General features: G+C 51.8%; 13 protein-coding genes. 10 read left to right on the top strand and 3 right to left on the bottom strand.

Going from position 1 to position 17,469, the window contains the following annotated elements; all coding sequences use genetic code 11:
- The first annotated feature begins 186 nt into the window (after positions 1 to 186).
- Positions 187 to 1,611: a dihydrolipoyl dehydrogenase gene (lpdA, locus tag H511_RS0118460; protein WP_027253654.1), complete on the top strand. Its 1,425-nt coding sequence runs from the start codon at positions 187 to 189 to the stop codon at positions 1,609 to 1,611.
- A 182-nt stretch (positions 1,612 to 1,793) separates the two neighbouring features.
- Here the strand turns inward: lpdA and H511_RS0118455 are convergent, their stop codons facing one another.
- On the bottom strand, positions 1,794 to 3,707 hold the full coding sequence (locus tag H511_RS0118455) for a methyl-accepting chemotaxis protein (RefSeq protein ID WP_027253653.1): 1,914 nt from the start codon (positions 3,705 to 3,707) through the stop codon (positions 1,794 to 1,796).
- Between the two features lie 115 nt (positions 3,708 to 3,822).
- Between H511_RS0118455 and H511_RS0118450 the strand changes: the two genes are divergently transcribed.
- The 8 genes from H511_RS0118450 (at position 3,823) to H511_RS0118415 (ending at position 15,325) form a co-directional block, all read left to right on the top strand.
- A complete protein-coding gene (locus H511_RS0118450; protein ID WP_027253652.1) occupies positions 3,823 to 6,081 on the top strand; it encodes a patatin-like phospholipase family protein in 2,259 nt (752 codons plus the stop codon).
- A 215-nt stretch (positions 6,082 to 6,296) separates the two neighbouring features.
- Complete coding sequence (gene acnB, locus H511_RS0118445; RefSeq protein WP_027253651.1) at positions 6,297 to 8,894, top strand: bifunctional aconitate hydratase 2/2-methylisocitrate dehydratase; 2,598 nt, start codon at positions 6,297 to 6,299, stop codon at positions 8,892 to 8,894.
- 273 nt (positions 8,895 to 9,167) lie between these two features.
- Positions 9,168 to 9,536 (top strand): YacL family protein, encoded by a 369-nt coding sequence (locus H511_RS0118440; RefSeq protein ID WP_027253650.1) that lies wholly within the window; start codon positions 9,168 to 9,170, stop codon positions 9,534 to 9,536.
- 193 nt (positions 9,537 to 9,729) lie between these two features.
- A complete protein-coding gene (locus H511_RS0118435) occupies positions 9,730 to 10,068 on the top strand; it encodes a P-II family nitrogen regulator (protein ID WP_027253649.1) in 339 nt (112 codons plus the stop codon).
- A gap of 29 nt (positions 10,069 to 10,097) precedes the next feature.
- Entirely contained in the window at positions 10,098 to 11,327 is a 1,230-nt protein-coding gene (locus H511_RS0118430; protein ID WP_027253648.1) for an ammonium transporter, read from the top strand.
- A gap of 165 nt (positions 11,328 to 11,492) precedes the next feature.
- Complete coding sequence (locus tag H511_RS0118425) at positions 11,493 to 12,506, top strand: Fe(3+) ABC transporter substrate-binding protein (protein ID WP_027253647.1); 1,014 nt, start codon at positions 11,493 to 11,495, stop codon at positions 12,504 to 12,506.
- Positions 12,507 to 12,659: 153 nt separating this feature from the next.
- Entirely contained in the window at positions 12,660 to 14,288 is a 1,629-nt protein-coding gene (locus tag H511_RS0118420) for an ABC transporter permease (protein ID WP_027253646.1), read from the top strand.
- Positions 14,288 to 15,325 (top strand): ABC transporter ATP-binding protein, encoded by a 1,038-nt coding sequence (locus H511_RS0118415; protein WP_027253645.1) that lies wholly within the window; start codon positions 14,288 to 14,290, stop codon positions 15,323 to 15,325. The genes H511_RS0118420 and H511_RS0118415 overlap by 1 nt, the downstream gene beginning before the upstream one ends.
- Positions 15,326 to 15,334: 9 nt before the next feature.
- Here the strand turns inward: H511_RS0118415 and H511_RS0118410 are convergent, their stop codons facing one another.
- Entirely contained in the window at positions 15,335 to 15,943 is a 609-nt protein-coding gene (locus H511_RS0118410) for a TetR/AcrR family transcriptional regulator (protein ID WP_027253644.1), read from the bottom strand.
- Positions 15,944 to 16,151: 208 nt separating this feature from the next.
- Here H511_RS0118410 and hpt point away from each other — a divergent pair, with 208 nt between their 5' ends.
- Positions 16,152 to 16,685, top strand: coding sequence for a hypoxanthine phosphoribosyltransferase (gene hpt, locus H511_RS0118405; protein WP_027253643.1), 534 nt, complete (start codon positions 16,152 to 16,154; stop codon positions 16,683 to 16,685).
- Between the two features lie 66 nt (positions 16,686 to 16,751).
- Here the strand turns inward: hpt and can are convergent, their stop codons facing one another.
- On the bottom strand, positions 16,752 to 17,402 hold the full coding sequence (gene can / locus H511_RS0118400; protein WP_027253642.1) for a carbonate dehydratase: 651 nt from the start codon (positions 17,400 to 17,402) through the stop codon (positions 16,752 to 16,754).
- Between the last annotated feature and the right edge of the window lie 67 nt (positions 17,403 to 17,469).

Here is a 17,469-nt window from a genome sequence, read left to right as displayed (position 1 = left end):
AGGTGTGACCCGAGATTCCTTGCCCGTATGAACGGGCAAGGAATTGTTGCCTGGCTCACAGGGAATGCCATTTTCCTTTTCAGGGTGATAACAGGTCTGTAAACTGTTGCGCGGTCTGAAAATAAAAAAATAACGCATTCTGCCTTACAGCCAGTTAGGGATAGATGACTTACAACGAGGTCAATAATGAGTAAAGAAATTAAAGCCCAGGTCGTAGTTCTAGGCTCAGGTCCTGCCGGTTACTCTGCCGCTTTCCGTTGCGCAGACTTAGGTCTGGAAACGGTTCTGATTGAAAAATACAGCACGCTGGGTGGCGTGTGTCTGAACGTGGGTTGTATCCCATCGAAAGCACTGCTGCACGTGGCGAAAGTCATCGAAGAAGCTAAAGCCATGGCCGATCACGGCGTGGTATTTGGTGAGCCACAAACCGATATCAACAAGATCCGCATCTGGAAAGATAAAGTCATCAACCAGCTGACCGGTGGTCTGGGTGGTATGGCGAAAATGCGTAAAGTGACTGTCGTGAACGGCTACGGTAAATTTACCGATCCGAACACTATCCTTGTCGAAGGCGAAGAAGCCACTACGGTGAAATTCGACAACGCTATCATCGCTGCCGGTTCCCGTCCGATTGAGCTGCCTTTCATCCCGCATGAAGATCCGCGCATCTGGGACTCAACTGACGCGCTGGAACTGAAAGAAGTACCGGAAAAACTGCTGGTGATGGGCGGCGGTATCATTGGTCTGGAAATGGGTACTGTGTATGACGCACTGGGCTCACAGATCGACGTGGTTGAAATGTTTGACCAGGTGATCCCTGCGGCAGACAAAGACATCATCAAAGTCTTCACCAAGCGTATCAGCAAGAAGTTCAACCTGATGCTGGAAACCAAAGTCACTGCGGTTGAAGCGAAGGAAGACGGCATTTACGTGTCAATGGAAGGCAAGAAAGCACCGGCTGAGCCTGTTCGTTATGACGCGGTTCTGGTGGCGATCGGCCGTACACCAAACGGTAAGCTGATCGACGCTGACAAAGCGGGCGTGGCGGTTGATGAGCGTGGCTTTATCAACACCGACAAGCAAATGCGCACTAACGTGCCTCACATCTTCGCCATCGGCGATGTGGTGGGTCAGCCAATGCTGGCGCACAAAGGTGTGCACGAAGGTCACGTAGCGGCAGAAGTGATTGCCGGTAAGAAGCATTACTTCGACCCGAAAGTCATTCCTTCAATTGCTTATACTGAGCCAGAAGTTGCCTGGGTGGGTAAGACTGAGAAAGAAGCAAAAGCAGAAGGTATCAACTATGAGGTTGCGACTTTCCCTTGGGCCGCTTCCGGCCGTGCGATCGCCTCTGACTGTGCTGACGGCATGACCAAGATGATCTTCGACAAAGACACTAACCGTGTGATCGGTGGTGCTATCGTAGGTACTAACGGTGGTGAACTGCTGGGTGAAATCGGTCTGGCTATCGAGATGGGTTGTGATGCCGAAGATATCGCACTGACCATCCACGCTCACCCGACTCTGCACGAGTCTGTGGGTCTGGCTGCGGAAGTGTTCGAAGGTTCGATCACTGATCTGCCAAACGCCAAAGCGAAGAAGAAAAAGTAAGTTTTTACCTTTTCGGACTGCATGAAAAAAGCGCCCTTGCGGCGCTTTTTTACGTTTTGAACCAGAGTAAAGGCATTCTGGCTTCAAGGACAGGTTCGCCGTTTTTGTTCCTCCCCCTCGTGGAGGGGGAGGTTAGCAGGGGATGTTCCGGGCACTAGGCTTGAAGGCGGTGCAGAGTCTGATTACTGCTTAAAGCTGCTGACCATACGCTCCAGACGGAGCGACAAAGCGTGCAGATTCTGACTGGAGGTGACCATTTCATTGGCGGTGTCTGAGGTACGCTGGGTATTCTCGTTGATATCTTCGATATTGATGTTGATATCAGACACAACGGTGGACTGCTCCTCGGTGGCCGTGGCGACCTGAGTGTTCAGATCGGAAATCTGCAGGATCTGCTCGTTGATGAGCTGCAGTGCCTTGGTGGCATCATCAGCGGCCTGGGTACCGGCTTCGGTTAATTGCTGGCTGTTGTGCATGGCCTGAACGGCATGTTGCGCTTCCTGCTGCAGACGGTTAATCATGGTCTGGATTTCATCGGTTGAGGCCGCGGTGCGGCTGGCCAGGTTACGGACCTCGTCAGCGACCACGGCAAAGCCCCGTCCTTGCTCACCTGCTCGTGCTGCTTCAATGGCGGCATTGAGTGCCAGCAGGTTGGTCTGCTCGGAGACGCCGCGAATCACTTCCAGAATACCGCCAATGGCGACGGTATTGTCTGCCAGGGTTGCGACCACTTTCGCCATGTTGTGCATATCACCGGCCAGCTGTTCAATGCTGTCCTGGGCGCTCTGGACCACCTGCTGTCCATTGCTGGTGGCCGAGGTGGCCTGCGAGGCGGATTCCGCCGCGTAAGCCGCATTACCGGCGATTTCGTTGACAGTGGCGCCCATCTGATTAATGGCTGTGACCACCTGCAGGGTGCGATCGCGCTGATTCTGGCTGTGATCCAGTGTGGCCTGCGCCTGGGCAGAGACTTGCTCGGCGGCCACTCTGAGTTCTGTGCCCGTGGCGGCGACGTCGACCACCAGTGCATGGATCTTGCCGGCAAAGGCATTGAAGCCATTGGCCAGTTCGGCAATTTCGTCTTTACCCGACACCGGAATGTGCCGGCTCAGATCACCATCACCTTCGCCCAGCTCGCGGAAGGTATCAGCGGCCTGGCGGATCGGCCGGGTGATGGTCTGGCTCAGGTATACTGCCAGACCAATAAAGGCCAGAGTAGTCAGGACAGCCAGAAGCATCACATGGTTGCGGGTCTCATTTAACTGGGCAAACACTTCTTGTTCAGGTACCTGGGCAATCACGAACCAGTCCATTGCCGGAATATAGCTGGAAGCCAGCAGCAGCTTCTGGCCCTGATAATCGGCAGTAAACAGATTGAAAGGGGTCTTTTCCAGTAACACCCGGCTGTCGGAACCAAAGCGATCGGTAAAAGGCGTTTTTGCCGGGTTGCGGTTGTTCGGATCAAGCTGCACCACGCCGCGTGCATCCGTCAGTACCACAAAGCCGGTTTGCTCCAGTTTGAACTGCGAGAGCAGATTAGCCATATCATTGAATGAGCGGGAAAAGCCGGACATTCCTGTGCCGTTCAGCTGCTGGTAATTAACGAACAGTTTCAGCTCGCCGTTCGCTTCCCTGAACACCTGGTTCATTCTTGACTTGTTGCTGTCACGGAAGTTGTAAAACCAGCTATCCTGAGTGCGATTCAGGCGACGCAGGAATCCGTTCTGGTTCCAGTAATCCCCGGTTTCCCGGTTGGCAATAGAGGCATCGTTCAGACCATACTGGCTTTTGAGGCTGCTGAGCTGGTCAATCAGTTGCTGTTCATCGGCGGTACTGACCGGCTGCTTCAGCAGGCTGAGCATGGCCGTATTGTTCGCCAGCTGTTCCGTGGCGTTTTGCAGCAGCCTGACTTCGGATTCTACTTGTCCGCTGAACCGGGCCAGCCGGGTAGGGAGTTCACTGCTGAGCAGACGCGACTGAATAATGTCCTGCGAGGTGCTGAGACTGAGGTAACTGACTAATGCGCTGGAGGCAATGACGGCTATGCTCATTGCCAGTGTAAGTTTTTGCCTGATGGAAAGCTGCTTGAGGTTCATTCATCAATTCTCTGTTGCTACCGGGATTTCTGCGGTATAAGTGTGCGAATTAATTGTGTTTTTTAGCCGGTGTTAGCGACATCGGCTCAGTGATCAAAATGGTGTTTTCAAAGGGATGTTGCGTTTTATTGCATTATTTATTGTGATATCGGCCGTATTTGCTTCAGCTTTAGCGAAGGCGGAGCAAAAAAGTGCTGAACGCCTGAAGGTCGGACTTGTGCTTGGTGGTGGCGGCGCCAAAGGGGCGGCCCATGTCGGGGTGCTGAAGGCGCTGGAAGAGCTGCAGATCCCGGTGGATTACATTGTGGGAACCAGCATGGGCGCTTATGTCGGAGGCCTGTATGCATCGGGCATGAGCGCCGATGAGGTCGAAGCCATTCTCAATACCGTAGACTGGGAGTCGGGTTATGAGGACAGGGTGCAGCGCAGTGAGCGGCGGGTCCGTGAAAAGCAGCAAGAGGACAGGTTCCAGATAGTCACGGATCTGGGGTTTAAGTTCTGGGAAATCAAAGTGCCGAAAGGGTTTGTGCAGGGACAGACCATGGGCGAGATTCTGCGTACCACATCCGGCAATTTGCCCTGGATGGCCAGCTTTGATGCCCTGCCGGTGCCATACCGTGCGGTCGCCACTGATATTGAAAATCTTAAACCTGTGGTGTTGTCCGGTGGCGATCTGGCCGAGGCGATGCAGGCGAGTATGTCTGTTCCCGGTTTGCTGCCGCCTGTGATGCTGGACGGTAAATTGCTGGTGGATGGTGGTATTACCAATAACCTGCCTATTTCTGTGGTGAAAGAGATGGGCGCCGATCTGGTGATCGCGGTTGATATCAGTAACGATTTCAAAACCGCCGATGAGCTGACCGACTACCTGGTGGTGATGGATCAGTTGACCGACTTTATGGTGCGGGATAATTCTGCCCGCCAGGAAGCGCTGTTGTCCGATAGCGATTTACTGTTGCGTCCGGATGTCCGGGGCATCAGCACCACAGACTTTCACCGCATGCCGGAAGCCTTTGATAGCGGTTATCACAGTGTTCAGACTGTGCGCTTCCAGCTGTCAGAGCTCGGCAACGCCAGCATTTATCAGGCCTATATTGATAACAAACAGGAAGCCCGGCGCGAGCTGGAATTTTTGGAAGAAGGCCGGATTGACGAAATTGAATTGCTCAATAACAGCCCTTATGCCGATGAAGTCCTGCTAGACCGTCTGCAACTGAAACCCGGCATGAAAGTGAATACCGAGCAGCTGGAGCAAAGTGTGCGCGACCTGTATGCGCTGGACAGGTTTGAACGGGTCGATTACCGATTTGAGCGCTTGGGCAACCGCCATATCTTGATCTTTGAAGTGAAGGCCAAAAGCTGGGGCCCTAACTTTATCGACATGCGCTTCGCCCTGGAAGATGACTTTGCCAATAATACCGATTTCTCCATCGGGCTGGCGTTAACGGCGACCGGACTGTCAGAGAAAGGGGCAGAATGGCGCAACGAGCTTGAGTATGGCTCCGATAAGCGTGTTGCCACCGAATTGTATGTGCCTTTTACCAACGATCAGGAATGGTTCGCTGTGATGGGTATCGATTACGATGTGACCAATACCCATGTCGCTGTCTCGGGGGAAGAACCGAACCTGAAGAACATTGATAATTTTATTGCTGCACGTTTCAGCGATGTATACATAGACAGCTCGCTGGGATGGCAGCCTGCCCTGTGGCAGGAATTCAGACTGGGTTATTTGTTTGGTGATGGTGACATACAGTTCCCCGGTATTCTGAATCTGGGTGATCAGGATCGCAACAGCCGGCGTCTTTATCTGAGGTACAACCTTGATACCCTCGACGATTTCACCCTGCCGAACAACGGTCACTTCTTTCTGGCCGAAATTGCTTCTTCGGATGACAGTGTGCGTTTTCAGGGTGAGGATAGGGCTGATACCTCTTTGCATTTCGATTTGGGCTGGAAAGGGGCTTACACTTTTGGCCGCCATACTGTAATGGGCAAAGCGGAATACGGCAATGTGCATTCCGACGAGGATTTACGGCTGGATCCCAAAGAACTGGGGGGATTTCTGAATTTATCCGGCATACCGAAAAACAGCCTGTCGGGGAACAATAAAGTGTTTTCTGCCCTGGTATACCGTTACCATTTGCTGGATAACGACTTCGGACTGTTTAACTCAGCGGTGTATCTGGGGGGCTCTGTCGAATGGGGCGGCGTGTTCAATAATCCCAATCTTTCTGTTTCCGAGATACCGGGTTATTATGCTGGTAGCATATTCACTGGTATTACTACGCTATTTGGGCCATTCATTCTGGCTTATGGCAGGACAGAAGAAGATTTAAGCTCATTCTATTTGTTTTTTGGAGGAGCCTTGTAATAGCGGGATTTTTCCTGTTTTGTGAATGTTGTAAAAGTCCGCCTGATTTTAATGTTTAGTTAAAAATGGTATGCTCCGTAACCGGTTTTGGTCTCTCCTGCACGCCAAAAAGGTCTGAATCTAGTCAAGCATAATGCGTGCGAGATAACCGGAGAGGGCAATCACTTCCAAGGATGTTTAGCCGGTTGGCTAAACCGAAAAATGAGGAATATGTCGTGCTTGAAGCCTACCGTAAACACGTCGAAGAGCGTGCTGCTGAAGGGATTGTCCCTAAGCCTCTGGATGCCGAGCAAACTGCTGCTCTGGTTGAACTTCTGAAAAATCCACCTGCAGGCGAAGAAGCCTTCCTGATCGACCTGCTGGAAAACCGCATCCCGCCAGGTGTTGATGAAGCCGCCTACGTGAAAGCGGGCTTCCTGGCCGCGATTACCACAGGTGAAGCGACTTCTCCCATTGTCAGCAAAGAGAAAGCGGCTGAACTGCTGGGTACCATGCAGGGTGGTTATAACATTGAGCCACTGATCAGCCTGTTAGACAATGCCGAACTGGCACCGATTGCGGTGAAAGCCCTGTCTCATACGCTGCTGATGTTCGATGCATTCTATGATGTCGAAGAAAAAGCAAAAGCCGGCAACGAATTCGCCAAGCAAGTGCTGCAATCCTGGGCAGATGCCGAGTGGTTCCTGTCTAAGCCTGAACTGGCTGAAAAGATTACCCTGACCGTCTTTAAAGTCACCGGTGAAACCAATACCGATGACCTGTCACCGGCGCCTGACGCCTGGTCCCGTCCGGATATTCCTCTGCACGCGCTGGCGATGCTGAAAAATGAACGTGACGGTATTGAACCGGACCAAGCCGGTTCCATCGGCCCGGTGAAACAAATCGAAGCCCTGAAAGCAAAAGGGCATCAGCTGGTTTACGTGGGTGATGTGGTCGGTACGGGATCGTCGCGTAAATCGGCAACCAACTCTGTACTCTGGTTCATGGGCGATGACATTCCGAATGTGCCCAATAAGCGTGCTGGCGGTTATGTGCTGGGCGGTAAGATTGCGCCTATCTTCTTTAATACTATGGAAGATGCCGGTGCACTGCCGATTGAAGTGGATGTGACGGCGCTGAACATGGGTGATGTGATCGATGTTTACCCATTCAAAGGCGAAGTGCGCCGCCACGACACAGATGAAGTGGTCTCGACCTTCTCGCTGAAAACTGATGTGCTGATTGATGAAGTACGTGCCGGTGGCCGTATTCCACTGATCATCGGCCGTGGTCTGACTGACCGTGCCCGTGAGTGTCTGGGCCTGGAAGCGTCGACGGTATTCCGTCGTCCGCAGCCAGTGGCCGATTCAGGCAAAGGCTTTACCCTGGCTCAGAAAATGGTCGGTAAAGCCTGCGGTGTTGAAGGTATCCGTCCGGGCACTTACTGTGAGCCTAAGATGACCACAGTGGGCTCTCAGGACACCACAGGTCCTATGACCCGTGATGAGCTCAAAGATCTGGCCTGTCTGGGCTTCTCTGCCGAGCTGACCATGCAGTCATTCTGTCACACCTCGGCGTATCCTAAGCCAGTTGATGTCAACACCCACCATACGCTGCCTGATTTCATCATGAACCGTGGCGGTGTTTCGCTGCGTCCGGGCGACGGTGTGATCCACTCCTGGCTGAACCGTATGCTGCTGCCTGATACTGTCGGTACCGGCGGTGACTCGCACACCCGTTTCCCTCTGGGGATCTCGTTCCCGGCCGGCTCTGGTCTGGTGGCGTTCGCCGCGGCAACCGGCGTGATGCCGCTGGATATGCCTGAATCTATCCTGGTGCGCTTCAAGGGCGAAATGCAAGAAGGGATCACGCTGCGTGATCTGGTGCATGCCATCCCTTACTACGGTATCAAGCAAGGTCTGCTGACCGTAGAGAAAGCCGGCAAGATCAACGAATTCTCCGGCCGTGTGCTGGAAATTGAAGGTGTTGAGCACCTGACAGTTGAGCAGGCATTCGAGCTGTCTGATGCCTCAGCAGAGCGCAGTGCTGCAGGTTGTACAGTGAAACTGTCGCAGGAATCTGTGGCTGAGTACCTGGAATCCAACATTGTGATGCTGAAGTGGATGATCGCGGAAGGTTATGGCGATCGTCGTACCATTGAGCGCCGTATTACTGCGATGCAGGAATGGCTGGATAATCCGTCACTGATGGAAGCGGACAAAGACGCTGAATATGCTCACGTGATCGAAATCGATCTGGCAGAGATCAAAGAGCCCATTCTGTGTGCGCCTAACGATCCGGATGATGCCCGCCTGCTGTCTGATGTTCAGGGTACGGAAATCGACGAGGTCTTTATCGGTTCCTGTATGACTAACATCGGTCATTTCCGTGCCGCCGGTAAGCTGCTGGATAAATTTGGTGGTCAGCTGAACACGCGTTTGTGGGTGGCACCACCGACTAAGATGGACCGTGACCAACTGACCGAGGAAGGTTACTACGGCATCTTCGGCCGTGCCGGTGTCCGTATCGAAACCCCGGGATGTTCGCTGTGCATGGGTAACCAGGCGCGTGTGGCAGACAAAGCGACAGTGATGTCGACCTCTACCCGTAACTTCCCGAACCGCCTGGGGACAGGTGCCAATGTGTATCTGTCTTCAGCTGAGCTGGCCGCGGTGGGTGCTATCCTGGGCCGTATCCCGACTGTGGAAGAGTACATGGAGTACGCCAAGCAGATTAATGCCACGGCCGCAGATACTTACCGTTATCTGAACTTCCACCGCATGGGTCAGTACACCAAGCGTGCGGATGAGGTGATTATCCAGGCTGCGGTGTAATACCCGGCAGGATAAGTTGTACCTGATAAGTACCTGATAAGAAAGGGAGCCAATGGCTCCCTTTCTTTTTGTCCGCTAACTCTCCACTTTCGTCGCAGATACAGCTCATACCGGCTTCAGGTTGCAATTTTACCGGGTTCCTGACAAGGTGCGCGGCGGAATTATTCCGGCTCCCTTCACTGCAAGCAGTATGCGGACGATAGTTAACTAAGACGCCGCCTGACGGCAAGACACCTATCACTAAAAAACTCATCACAATAATAAAGGGCAGGTATGGACTACGAATTTAAGAAAAACATGCTGGACGGCAGCTATCATGTGGTTTTTTCTATGGGACATGAAGCGCTCGGCCGCTGGCTGGTGGAAGAAGTGCAGGCTGATGAAGCAAAGATAGCCTTGATCCTGAATCAACTTGGTGCATTGAAGGGCACCACGAGCGAGTGGCGGTTAAGCGGGGAAGAAATGACACTGGTCCTGGAGGATAACGAAGCCATTGTTCAGGCTAATTATTTGTTTTTTCAAGATGAAGATCAGTTGGATGAAGACATGAGCCATTATGACGATGAAGCGGTTTCTCTGTGTGGATTCGAGGATTTTGAGCAAGTCTTGCATGCTTGGCGTGCATTCATTCGCGGACGATAGGCGTCAGATTCAGTGTAAATTCCTGCTTTGCTTCTTTTCGGGGAATCAACCGCACCACCATGGTGCGGTTTTTTTATACAATTTTTATGATTTTTTATTAAGTTTATGTTTGCTAAGGGTTTTTAAAGTTGGCACGAAGCTTGTTTATTAATCTGTGTATGTTAGGGATGCACAGGTTTAAGGAGCAAGGTTAATGAAACTCATCAATGCAATAATCAAACCTTTTAAGTTGGATGATGTGCGTGAAGCGCTGGCGGACGTAGGGGTTGAGGGGATGACCGTTTCTGAGGTCAAGGGATTTGGTCGTCAGAAAGGGCACACTGAACTGTACCGCGGTGCGGAATATCAGGTGGATTTCCTGCCTAAGGTCAAGCTGGAAATCGCCACTCAGGCGGAGAACCTGGACATCATTCTTGAGGCCATCACCAAGGCGGCGCACACCGGCAAAATCGGTGACGGCAAGATTTTTGTTTACGACCTGGACCATGCGGTACGTATCCGTACCGGTGAGACAGACGCAGAAGCATTATAACAACGAGATGTGATAAGAGGACGACAACCATGGAATTATCAACAACGGTGACAGAGCTGCGCTACGCGCTCGACACATTCTTTTTCCTGATCTCAGGAGCCCTGGTCATGTGGATGGCAGCTGGTTTTGCCATGCTGGAAGCCGGTCTGGTGCGCTCAAAAAATACCACAGAAATTTTAACCAAAAACTTTTGTCTGTACGCCATTGCCTGCACCATGTACCTGATTGTGGGTTATAACATCATGTATGTGGATAACGGCGAAGGTGGCTGGCTGCCGTCATTTGGTACCTTATTCGGTACTCAGGCTGAAGGGGCTGACCACTCGCTGGAATCTGACTTCTTCTTCCAGGTGGTCTTTGTCGCGACAGCCATGTCTGTGGTCTCAGGGGCTGTTGCCGAACGCATGAAGCTGTGGGCATTTCTGGTATTCTCCGTTGTTCTGACGGCTGTTATCTATCCGATTGAAGGGTACTGGACCTGGGGCGGTGGCTTCCTGTCGGCGGCGGGCTTCAGTGACTTTGCCGGCTCAGGGATTGTGCATATGGCGGGTGCGTCGGCGGCACTGGCTGGTGTGCTGCTGCTGGGAGCCCGTAAAGGCAAATACGGTAAAAATGGTGAAATCCTGCCGATTCCCGGTTCAAACCTGCCGCTGGCGACCTTGGGTACTTTTATCCTGTGGTTTGGCTGGTTCGGTTTCAACGGCGGTTCGCAGCTGATGATTTCCGATTTCGAGAATGCGACGGCAGTGGGTAAAATCTTCCTTAACACCAATGCGGCAGCAGCAGCAGGTGCTATCGCTGCACTGGCAGTGTGTAAAACCACCTGGGGTAAAGCGGATCTGACCATGATTCTCAATGGTGCACTGGCAGGCCTGGTGGCTATCACTGCAGATCCGCTGTCTCCGTCACCTATGTCTTCGGTCATTATCGGTGTGATTGCCGGTTCGCTGGTTGTCTTCAGCATCATCGGCCTGGACAAGCTGAAAATCGATGATCCTGTCGGTGCCATCTCAGTACACGGTGTGTGCGGTTTCTTCGGACTGATGGTGGTACCGTTCAGCAACACTGATGCCAGCTTTGGTGCCCAGCTGTTGGGTGCGGTCGTCATCTTCGCCTGGGTATTTGGTGCGAGCCTGGCGGTGTGGGCTATCCTGAAAGCCACCATGGGCATTCGTGTCAGTGAAGAGGAAGAAATGGCAGGTATGGATTTGCACGACTGTGGTGTTGATGCCTACCCTGAATTTGTCAGTGTGAAGTAACTGCTTTAAATTTGAACTATTTCACAAAACTATCAAAAACGCTGCCAATGGCAGCGTTTTTTTGTGTGTATTTGTTTCAGCACATTGCCCGGAAGAGACTGCTAAAGTATATATAATCAAAACTGATAAAAATTATCATTCATTTTTGTATTAAGGGAATGCTCAATGAAAAAACTGTTAGCTTCTGCTGTGTTACTGGGCCTGTCGGCACCTCAAACGGTTCTGGCGGCAGAGGAAGTCAATGTTTACTCTCTGCGCCAGCCGTTTTTGATTGAGCCGATGCTGAAAGAGTTTACCGATGAAACCGGCATCAAGGTCAACGTGAAGTTTGCCAAAGACGGCATTGCTGAAAAACTGGCTCAGGAAGGTGAGTACAGCCCGGCCGATGTGATTCTGACCGTTGACATCAGTCGTCTGGCAGAATTGAGCGATAAAGGCCTGGTACAGGCGGTTGACAGTGAAGTGATTGAGAAAAATGTTCCGGCTCAGTATCGTGATTCTGACGATGAGTGGTTTGCTCTGACGTTACGTACCCGCAGTGTGTATTCATCCAGGGAGCGTGTCGGCCGTCTGCCAGCCAGTTTTGATTATCTGGATCTGGCGAAACCTGAGTGGAAAGGCAAAATCTGCACCCGTTCAGGCAAGCACCCTTACAATATTTCTCTGGTTTCTTCGATGATTGCGCATTACGGGGAAGCGGAAACCAAAACCTGGCTGGAAGGGGTAAAAGCGAACCTGGCCCGCAAACCTCAGGGTAACGACCGTGGCCAGGTGAAAGCGGTTAAAGAAGGTCTGTGTGATCTGGCCATTGGTAACAGCTACTACCTGGGTAAAATGCTGAGCGATGAAAACCAGAAATCCTGGGCAGAAGCGGTTTACATTAACTTCCCTGGCCAGCAGGTCAATGGCACGCATGTCAATATCAGCGGTATGGCGATGGCTAAGCACGCGCCTAATAAAGCCAATGCTCAGAAGCTGATGGAGTTCCTGACATCAGACAAAGCCCAGCACATGTACGCTGACGTGAACTTTGAATACCCGGTTAAAGCGGGCGTCGAACGCTCTGAGTTGGTGGCGTCCTGGGGAGACTTCAGTGCTGATACCCTGCCACTGGAGAAGATCGCTGAGTACCACAATGCAGCAACCAAATTGCTGGATGAAGTGCAGTTTGATCTGTAAGCAGAAGAAAAACAGGGGTCGCTAGGCCCCTTTTTATCTATTGTCTGGTATCTTTGGGGGCGTTTTTTTCGCGAACTGCTTGGACGCATGTGTTGCCCCTTTGGTTGGGCAAGGCTTCTCTCGTGTCAGCTCAAGGATACTAAGTTGTAGGCAATGAAAGACAGATACCCTATTTGGAAAACCAGCGGCTGGACGTTTGGTGTTTTACTGGTTTTGCCCATTTTAGCCATTTTCTATACGGCGCTGGGGGAATCAGATCAGGTGTTTGCTCATCTGATGAGCACAGTGATGGGCACCTATACCCTCAATACACTGGTGCTGGTCGCCGGGACTGCGTTATTGGCGGCTTTGTTTGGCTTACCCGCTGCCTGGTTTATGGCCATGTGCCGACTGCCCGGTGAAAAGTGGCTGCAATGGGCCTTAGTACTGCCGCTGGCGATGCCGGGCTACATCATAGGTTATATCTACACCGACTGGTTCGACTATGCCGGACCGGTGCAAATTCTGCTGCGCGACTGGTTTGGCTGGCAGAGTTACCAGGATTACTGGTTTCCCGATATCCGCACCTTAGGCGGTGCGTGTCTGGTGCTGGCTCTGGTGCTTTATCCCTATATCTACCTGCTGGCCCGCACGGCTTTTATGGAGCAGAGCGCCAGTTTACTGCAATCTGCGCGTTTGCTGCGCTGTTCGCCGCTGGAAAGCTTCCGGCGTATCTCTTTGCCTCTGGCTCGGCCTTCGATTGCCGTCGGCCTGTCTTTGATTGCCATGGAAACCTTAGGTGATTTCGGTACTGTCAGTTACTTTGCCGTCCATTCCCTGACGACGGCGGTGTACGATACCTGGCTGGGCTATTCCAATCTCAACGCGGCGGCAAAAATTTCCGCCATGATGCTGCTGGCCATTTTTTTGCTGATCAGCGCAGAGCGATTCAGCCGTCGCCGGCAAAAGCTGTTTCAGCAGCACAGTGAACCGAATGAAGATGTCCGTTACCGTTTATCCGGCTGGAAAAAAGTGCTGGCACTGGGCTGGTGCTGGGCGCTGATTGGCTTTGCTTTTATCCTGCCGCTGCTGCAGCTGCTCTATTATGCCTGGCAGTATTTTGCCCAGAGCTGGAACTCAGAGTTCAGACAGTTCAGTATCAACAGCCTGATAGTTGCAGTGAGTGCGGCTTTGCTGGCCGTTGCTGTCGCCCTGCTGGTCAATTTTTATCATCGTCTGGATGGCCGCCGGTCCAGCATCGCACCGATGCGGTTAAGTGTGATGGGCTATGCCGTGCCGGGAACCGTGCTGGCAATCGGGGTGATGATCCCACTGACCACTGCCGATCATTGGCTGAATGACGTCACTCAGTTCATGGGGTGGGGACGTCCCGGGCTGTTTTTCTCCGGCACTGTGTTTGCCATGATCTTTGCCTTTGTGGTGCGTTTTGGTGCGGTAGCTGTGGGCAGTATTGAGAGCAGCCTGGCAAAAATACCGCCGTCACTGGATATGGCAGCCAAGACCATGGGGTGCGCGCCCATGTCGATGCTGAGGCGTGTGCATTTGCCGCTCATCCGGCGGGGCTGCCTGATAGCGGGTCTGCTGGTCTTCATTGAGTCTATGAAGGAGCTGAACGCCGCGCTGTTACTGCGGCCATTTAACTTTGAAACTCTGGCAACCTATGTCTTCAACTATGCCTCTGATGAGCAGCTGGAGCTGGCCGCTATGCCAGCCATTTTGCTGGTGCTTGTCGGCTTGGTGCCTTTGGTTGTTGTAAACCGTTCATTGGAGCAATCACACTGATGAGTCACGCGTTAGCTGTCCATAATCTGACCTGTCGTTATAACGGTCATGCCGTACTGGAAAATCTGTCTCTGGTGGTGGAAGACAATGAAATCATCTGTCTGTTAGGGGCCAGTGGCTGCGGTAAAACGACCCTGCTTAAGGCTATTGCCGGCTTATTACCGCAAGAGCAGGGCGAGTTGCAGATAAACGGTCGTACCGTGGTGGATAAAGTGAACTGGGTGCCGCCGGAGAATCGCAATATAGGGATGATTTTCCAGGATTATGCGCTGTTCCCTCATCTGACCGTGGCGGAAAATATAGCCTTTGGCCTGCGAGACTGGGAAAAAAACAGTGCGCAGACCAAAGTGGAAGAAATGCTGTCGCTGGTCAGGCTGGAAAACCTTGGTCAGCGTTACCCGCACCAGTTATCTGGTGGTCAGCAACAGCGTGTGGCGATTGCGCGGGCTCTGGCTTGCGAGCCTGATCTGATATTGCTGGATGAACCGTTTTCGAATATCGACACTCAGGTTCGCCATGGCCTGATTCGGGAAATACGGCGAATCTTCAAGGCGCAGGGGGTAACGGCTATCTTTGTGACTCACAGCCGGGAGGAAGCCTTTGCTTTTGCGGACAAGCTGGCAGTGATGCACAATGGCGTGATAGAGCAGTTTGGTACCGCAGCGGAGCTTTACTATCAACCTTGCAGCCGTTTTGTTGCCGATTTCCTGGGGGCGGGTTCTTATTTACCGGCCACCATCGGCCAGGATGGATTACTGACACCCTTAGGTCGTGTTGATCTGGCAAAAGCCGTGACATTTGGCGAAGGCAGGCATGTTGAGTGGCTTGTCAGGCCACAGAACCTAAAGCTGACACCGGCGGAAGACGGTGAAGGGATTATTCTGGAACAGCAGTTTATGGGCGACAGTTGTCGCTACACGGTAGACTATGAGGGGCACCACTTGATAGTGAATACCCCCATGATCCTGCAAACAGGTCAACGTGTATCCGTTGAGCTGGATTTGTACCAGCCCAGGATACTTGCTGCTGCCAGTTGACGGTAGCAGTTATGCCTGCGGGAACATTAGGCTGATGTAAGCGTCGGCCTGTGTTTGCATGCTGTTTTTGTCTGGCTCAATGTTGGCGCGCAGATACAGCACGTAACATAGGCCATGAAGCAGCCAGGTCAGATCATAAGATGTGATTTCCGTATTGAGCTGACCATTCTGTTTACCTTGCTCAAAGATATTGGTCAGTTGTTTCAGGTTCGGACGGTTTGCATCAAGAAACTGCGGCCAGGTTTCAGTCCTGACAGAAGTACTCCACTCAAACCATACCTTTAACCAGTCCTGCTGTTCGATAACCGCATCAATCATATAGCCGGTAATGCAGCTCAGGTGACTATGAAGGGTATCGTGTTCTTCTCCCAGGCACAGATTCAGCAGCTGATTAAAATTTCTTTCCACCTGTGACAGAACTTGCTCAACAAGTGCTTCACGGGTAGGAAAATAATTGAAAACCGTTGCCACTGAGACATTGGCCATATCAGCAATGTCGGCATGTCCTGCTCGTCCGATACCTCGGCGGGCAAACACTTCCAGCGCACACTTGAGAAGTTGTTGTTTTCGTTTCTCAGGTGAGAGACGCGTCCTCGTTTTTTTAACTATGGTGTCCATGCTACAAATTCCCTAGCCAATCGATTTATATGCACTTTGCTTAATAACTCTACCTCAGCAATGGATTTGGTTCAATCTGATTTATACCCGTTGTGTCATATGACTCGAATAATTGAAGCAATAACTTTTCTTGTTTAAGGATGGTAGAATAGCTTTTTAGTAATCACAGAGACCCATGTGCATGCCAAATGCGCATATGGAGAGATAAATGAAGCATACCATTGAAGTCATGATTTCTGAGCAGGATGTTCAGGCAAGGATTAAAGAGCTCGGAGAGCAGATCACCGCCTATTATCAGGGCTCAGAAAACCTTGTCATGGTGGGATTGCTGCGAGGTTCCTTTGTCTTTATGGCTGACCTGGCCCGTGCGATTGAACTGCCGCACGAAGTGGATTTTATGACGGCTTCCAGTTACGGAAACGCGATGGAAAGCAGCCGCGATGTCCGTATTCTGAAAGATCTGGATGATGAAATCGAAGGCAAAGACGTGCTGCTGGTTGAAGATATTATTGATACCGGCAACACGCTGAATAAAGTCCGGGAAATACTGGCCCTGCGTAATCCGAACTCAATCCGTATCTGTACTTTGCTGGACAAGCCCGAGCGCCGTGAAGTTGCCGTGGATGCCGAGTGGATTGGTTTTGAAATTCCCGATGAGTTTGTAGTAGGTGTCGGCATAGATTATGCGCAGAAATACCGCCATCTGCGGTTTATCGGAAAAGTGATTCCGCTGGAAGACTGATAGCTTTCGGTGTTGAGCTGCGTGATACAAATAAAAGCGACCGGATGGTCGCTTTTATTTTACGGATTATTCTTGGGGTAGAATCGTTGCCATCGCGCTTTGGTAGGAAACTTCCAGAGACTCCCGGCTGGTGGCGGTAACGCCCAAATCCGTCAGTTTGCCGTCACCAATACCGTACACCCAGCCATGAATTTTCACTTTCTGGCCGCGTTCCCAGGCTTGTTGCATGATGGTCGAGTTACCCAGGTTGTAGACTTGCGAAGCCACGTTGATTTCACATAGCTTATCAGCCCAGGCCTCACGGGGCAGGGTCCCCAGCTCGCTGCGGTGCTTAAGGTACAGATCGCGAATATGAAGCAGCCAGTTATTGATGAGCCCCAGGGGCGGATTATCAATCGAGGCAGCCACACCGCCGCAACCATAGTGGCCGCAGATAATGATGTGTTTGACCTTAAGCACATCGACAGCATACTGGACCACTGACAGGCAGTTCAGATCAGTATGAATGACCTGATTCGCCACATTTCGGTGTACGAAAAGCTCGCCAGAGTCGAGGCCAGTCAGGCGTTCTGCCGGAACCCGGCTGTCTGAGCAGCCGATCCAGAGATATTCCGGGTGCTGTGCTTTCGCGAGATGTGAAAAGAATTCCGGGTTTTCTGCTTTAATCTTTTCCGACCAGGAAAAGTTATTTGCAAATAGCTGTTTAATTTCTGCCATGACAACACCTTAGTTTGCTACATTGGGTTGTTTATCTTTGGTCAGGCTATGACTGGTATGATGCGCT

It is taken from the genome of Photobacterium halotolerans DSM 18316 (assembly GCF_000425165.1).
GTDB lineage: Bacteria > Pseudomonadota > Gammaproteobacteria > Enterobacterales > Vibrionaceae > Photobacterium > Photobacterium halotolerans.
Note: the sequence above shows the minus strand (reverse complement) of the source record. Positions and strands in the feature narration are given on the sequence as shown.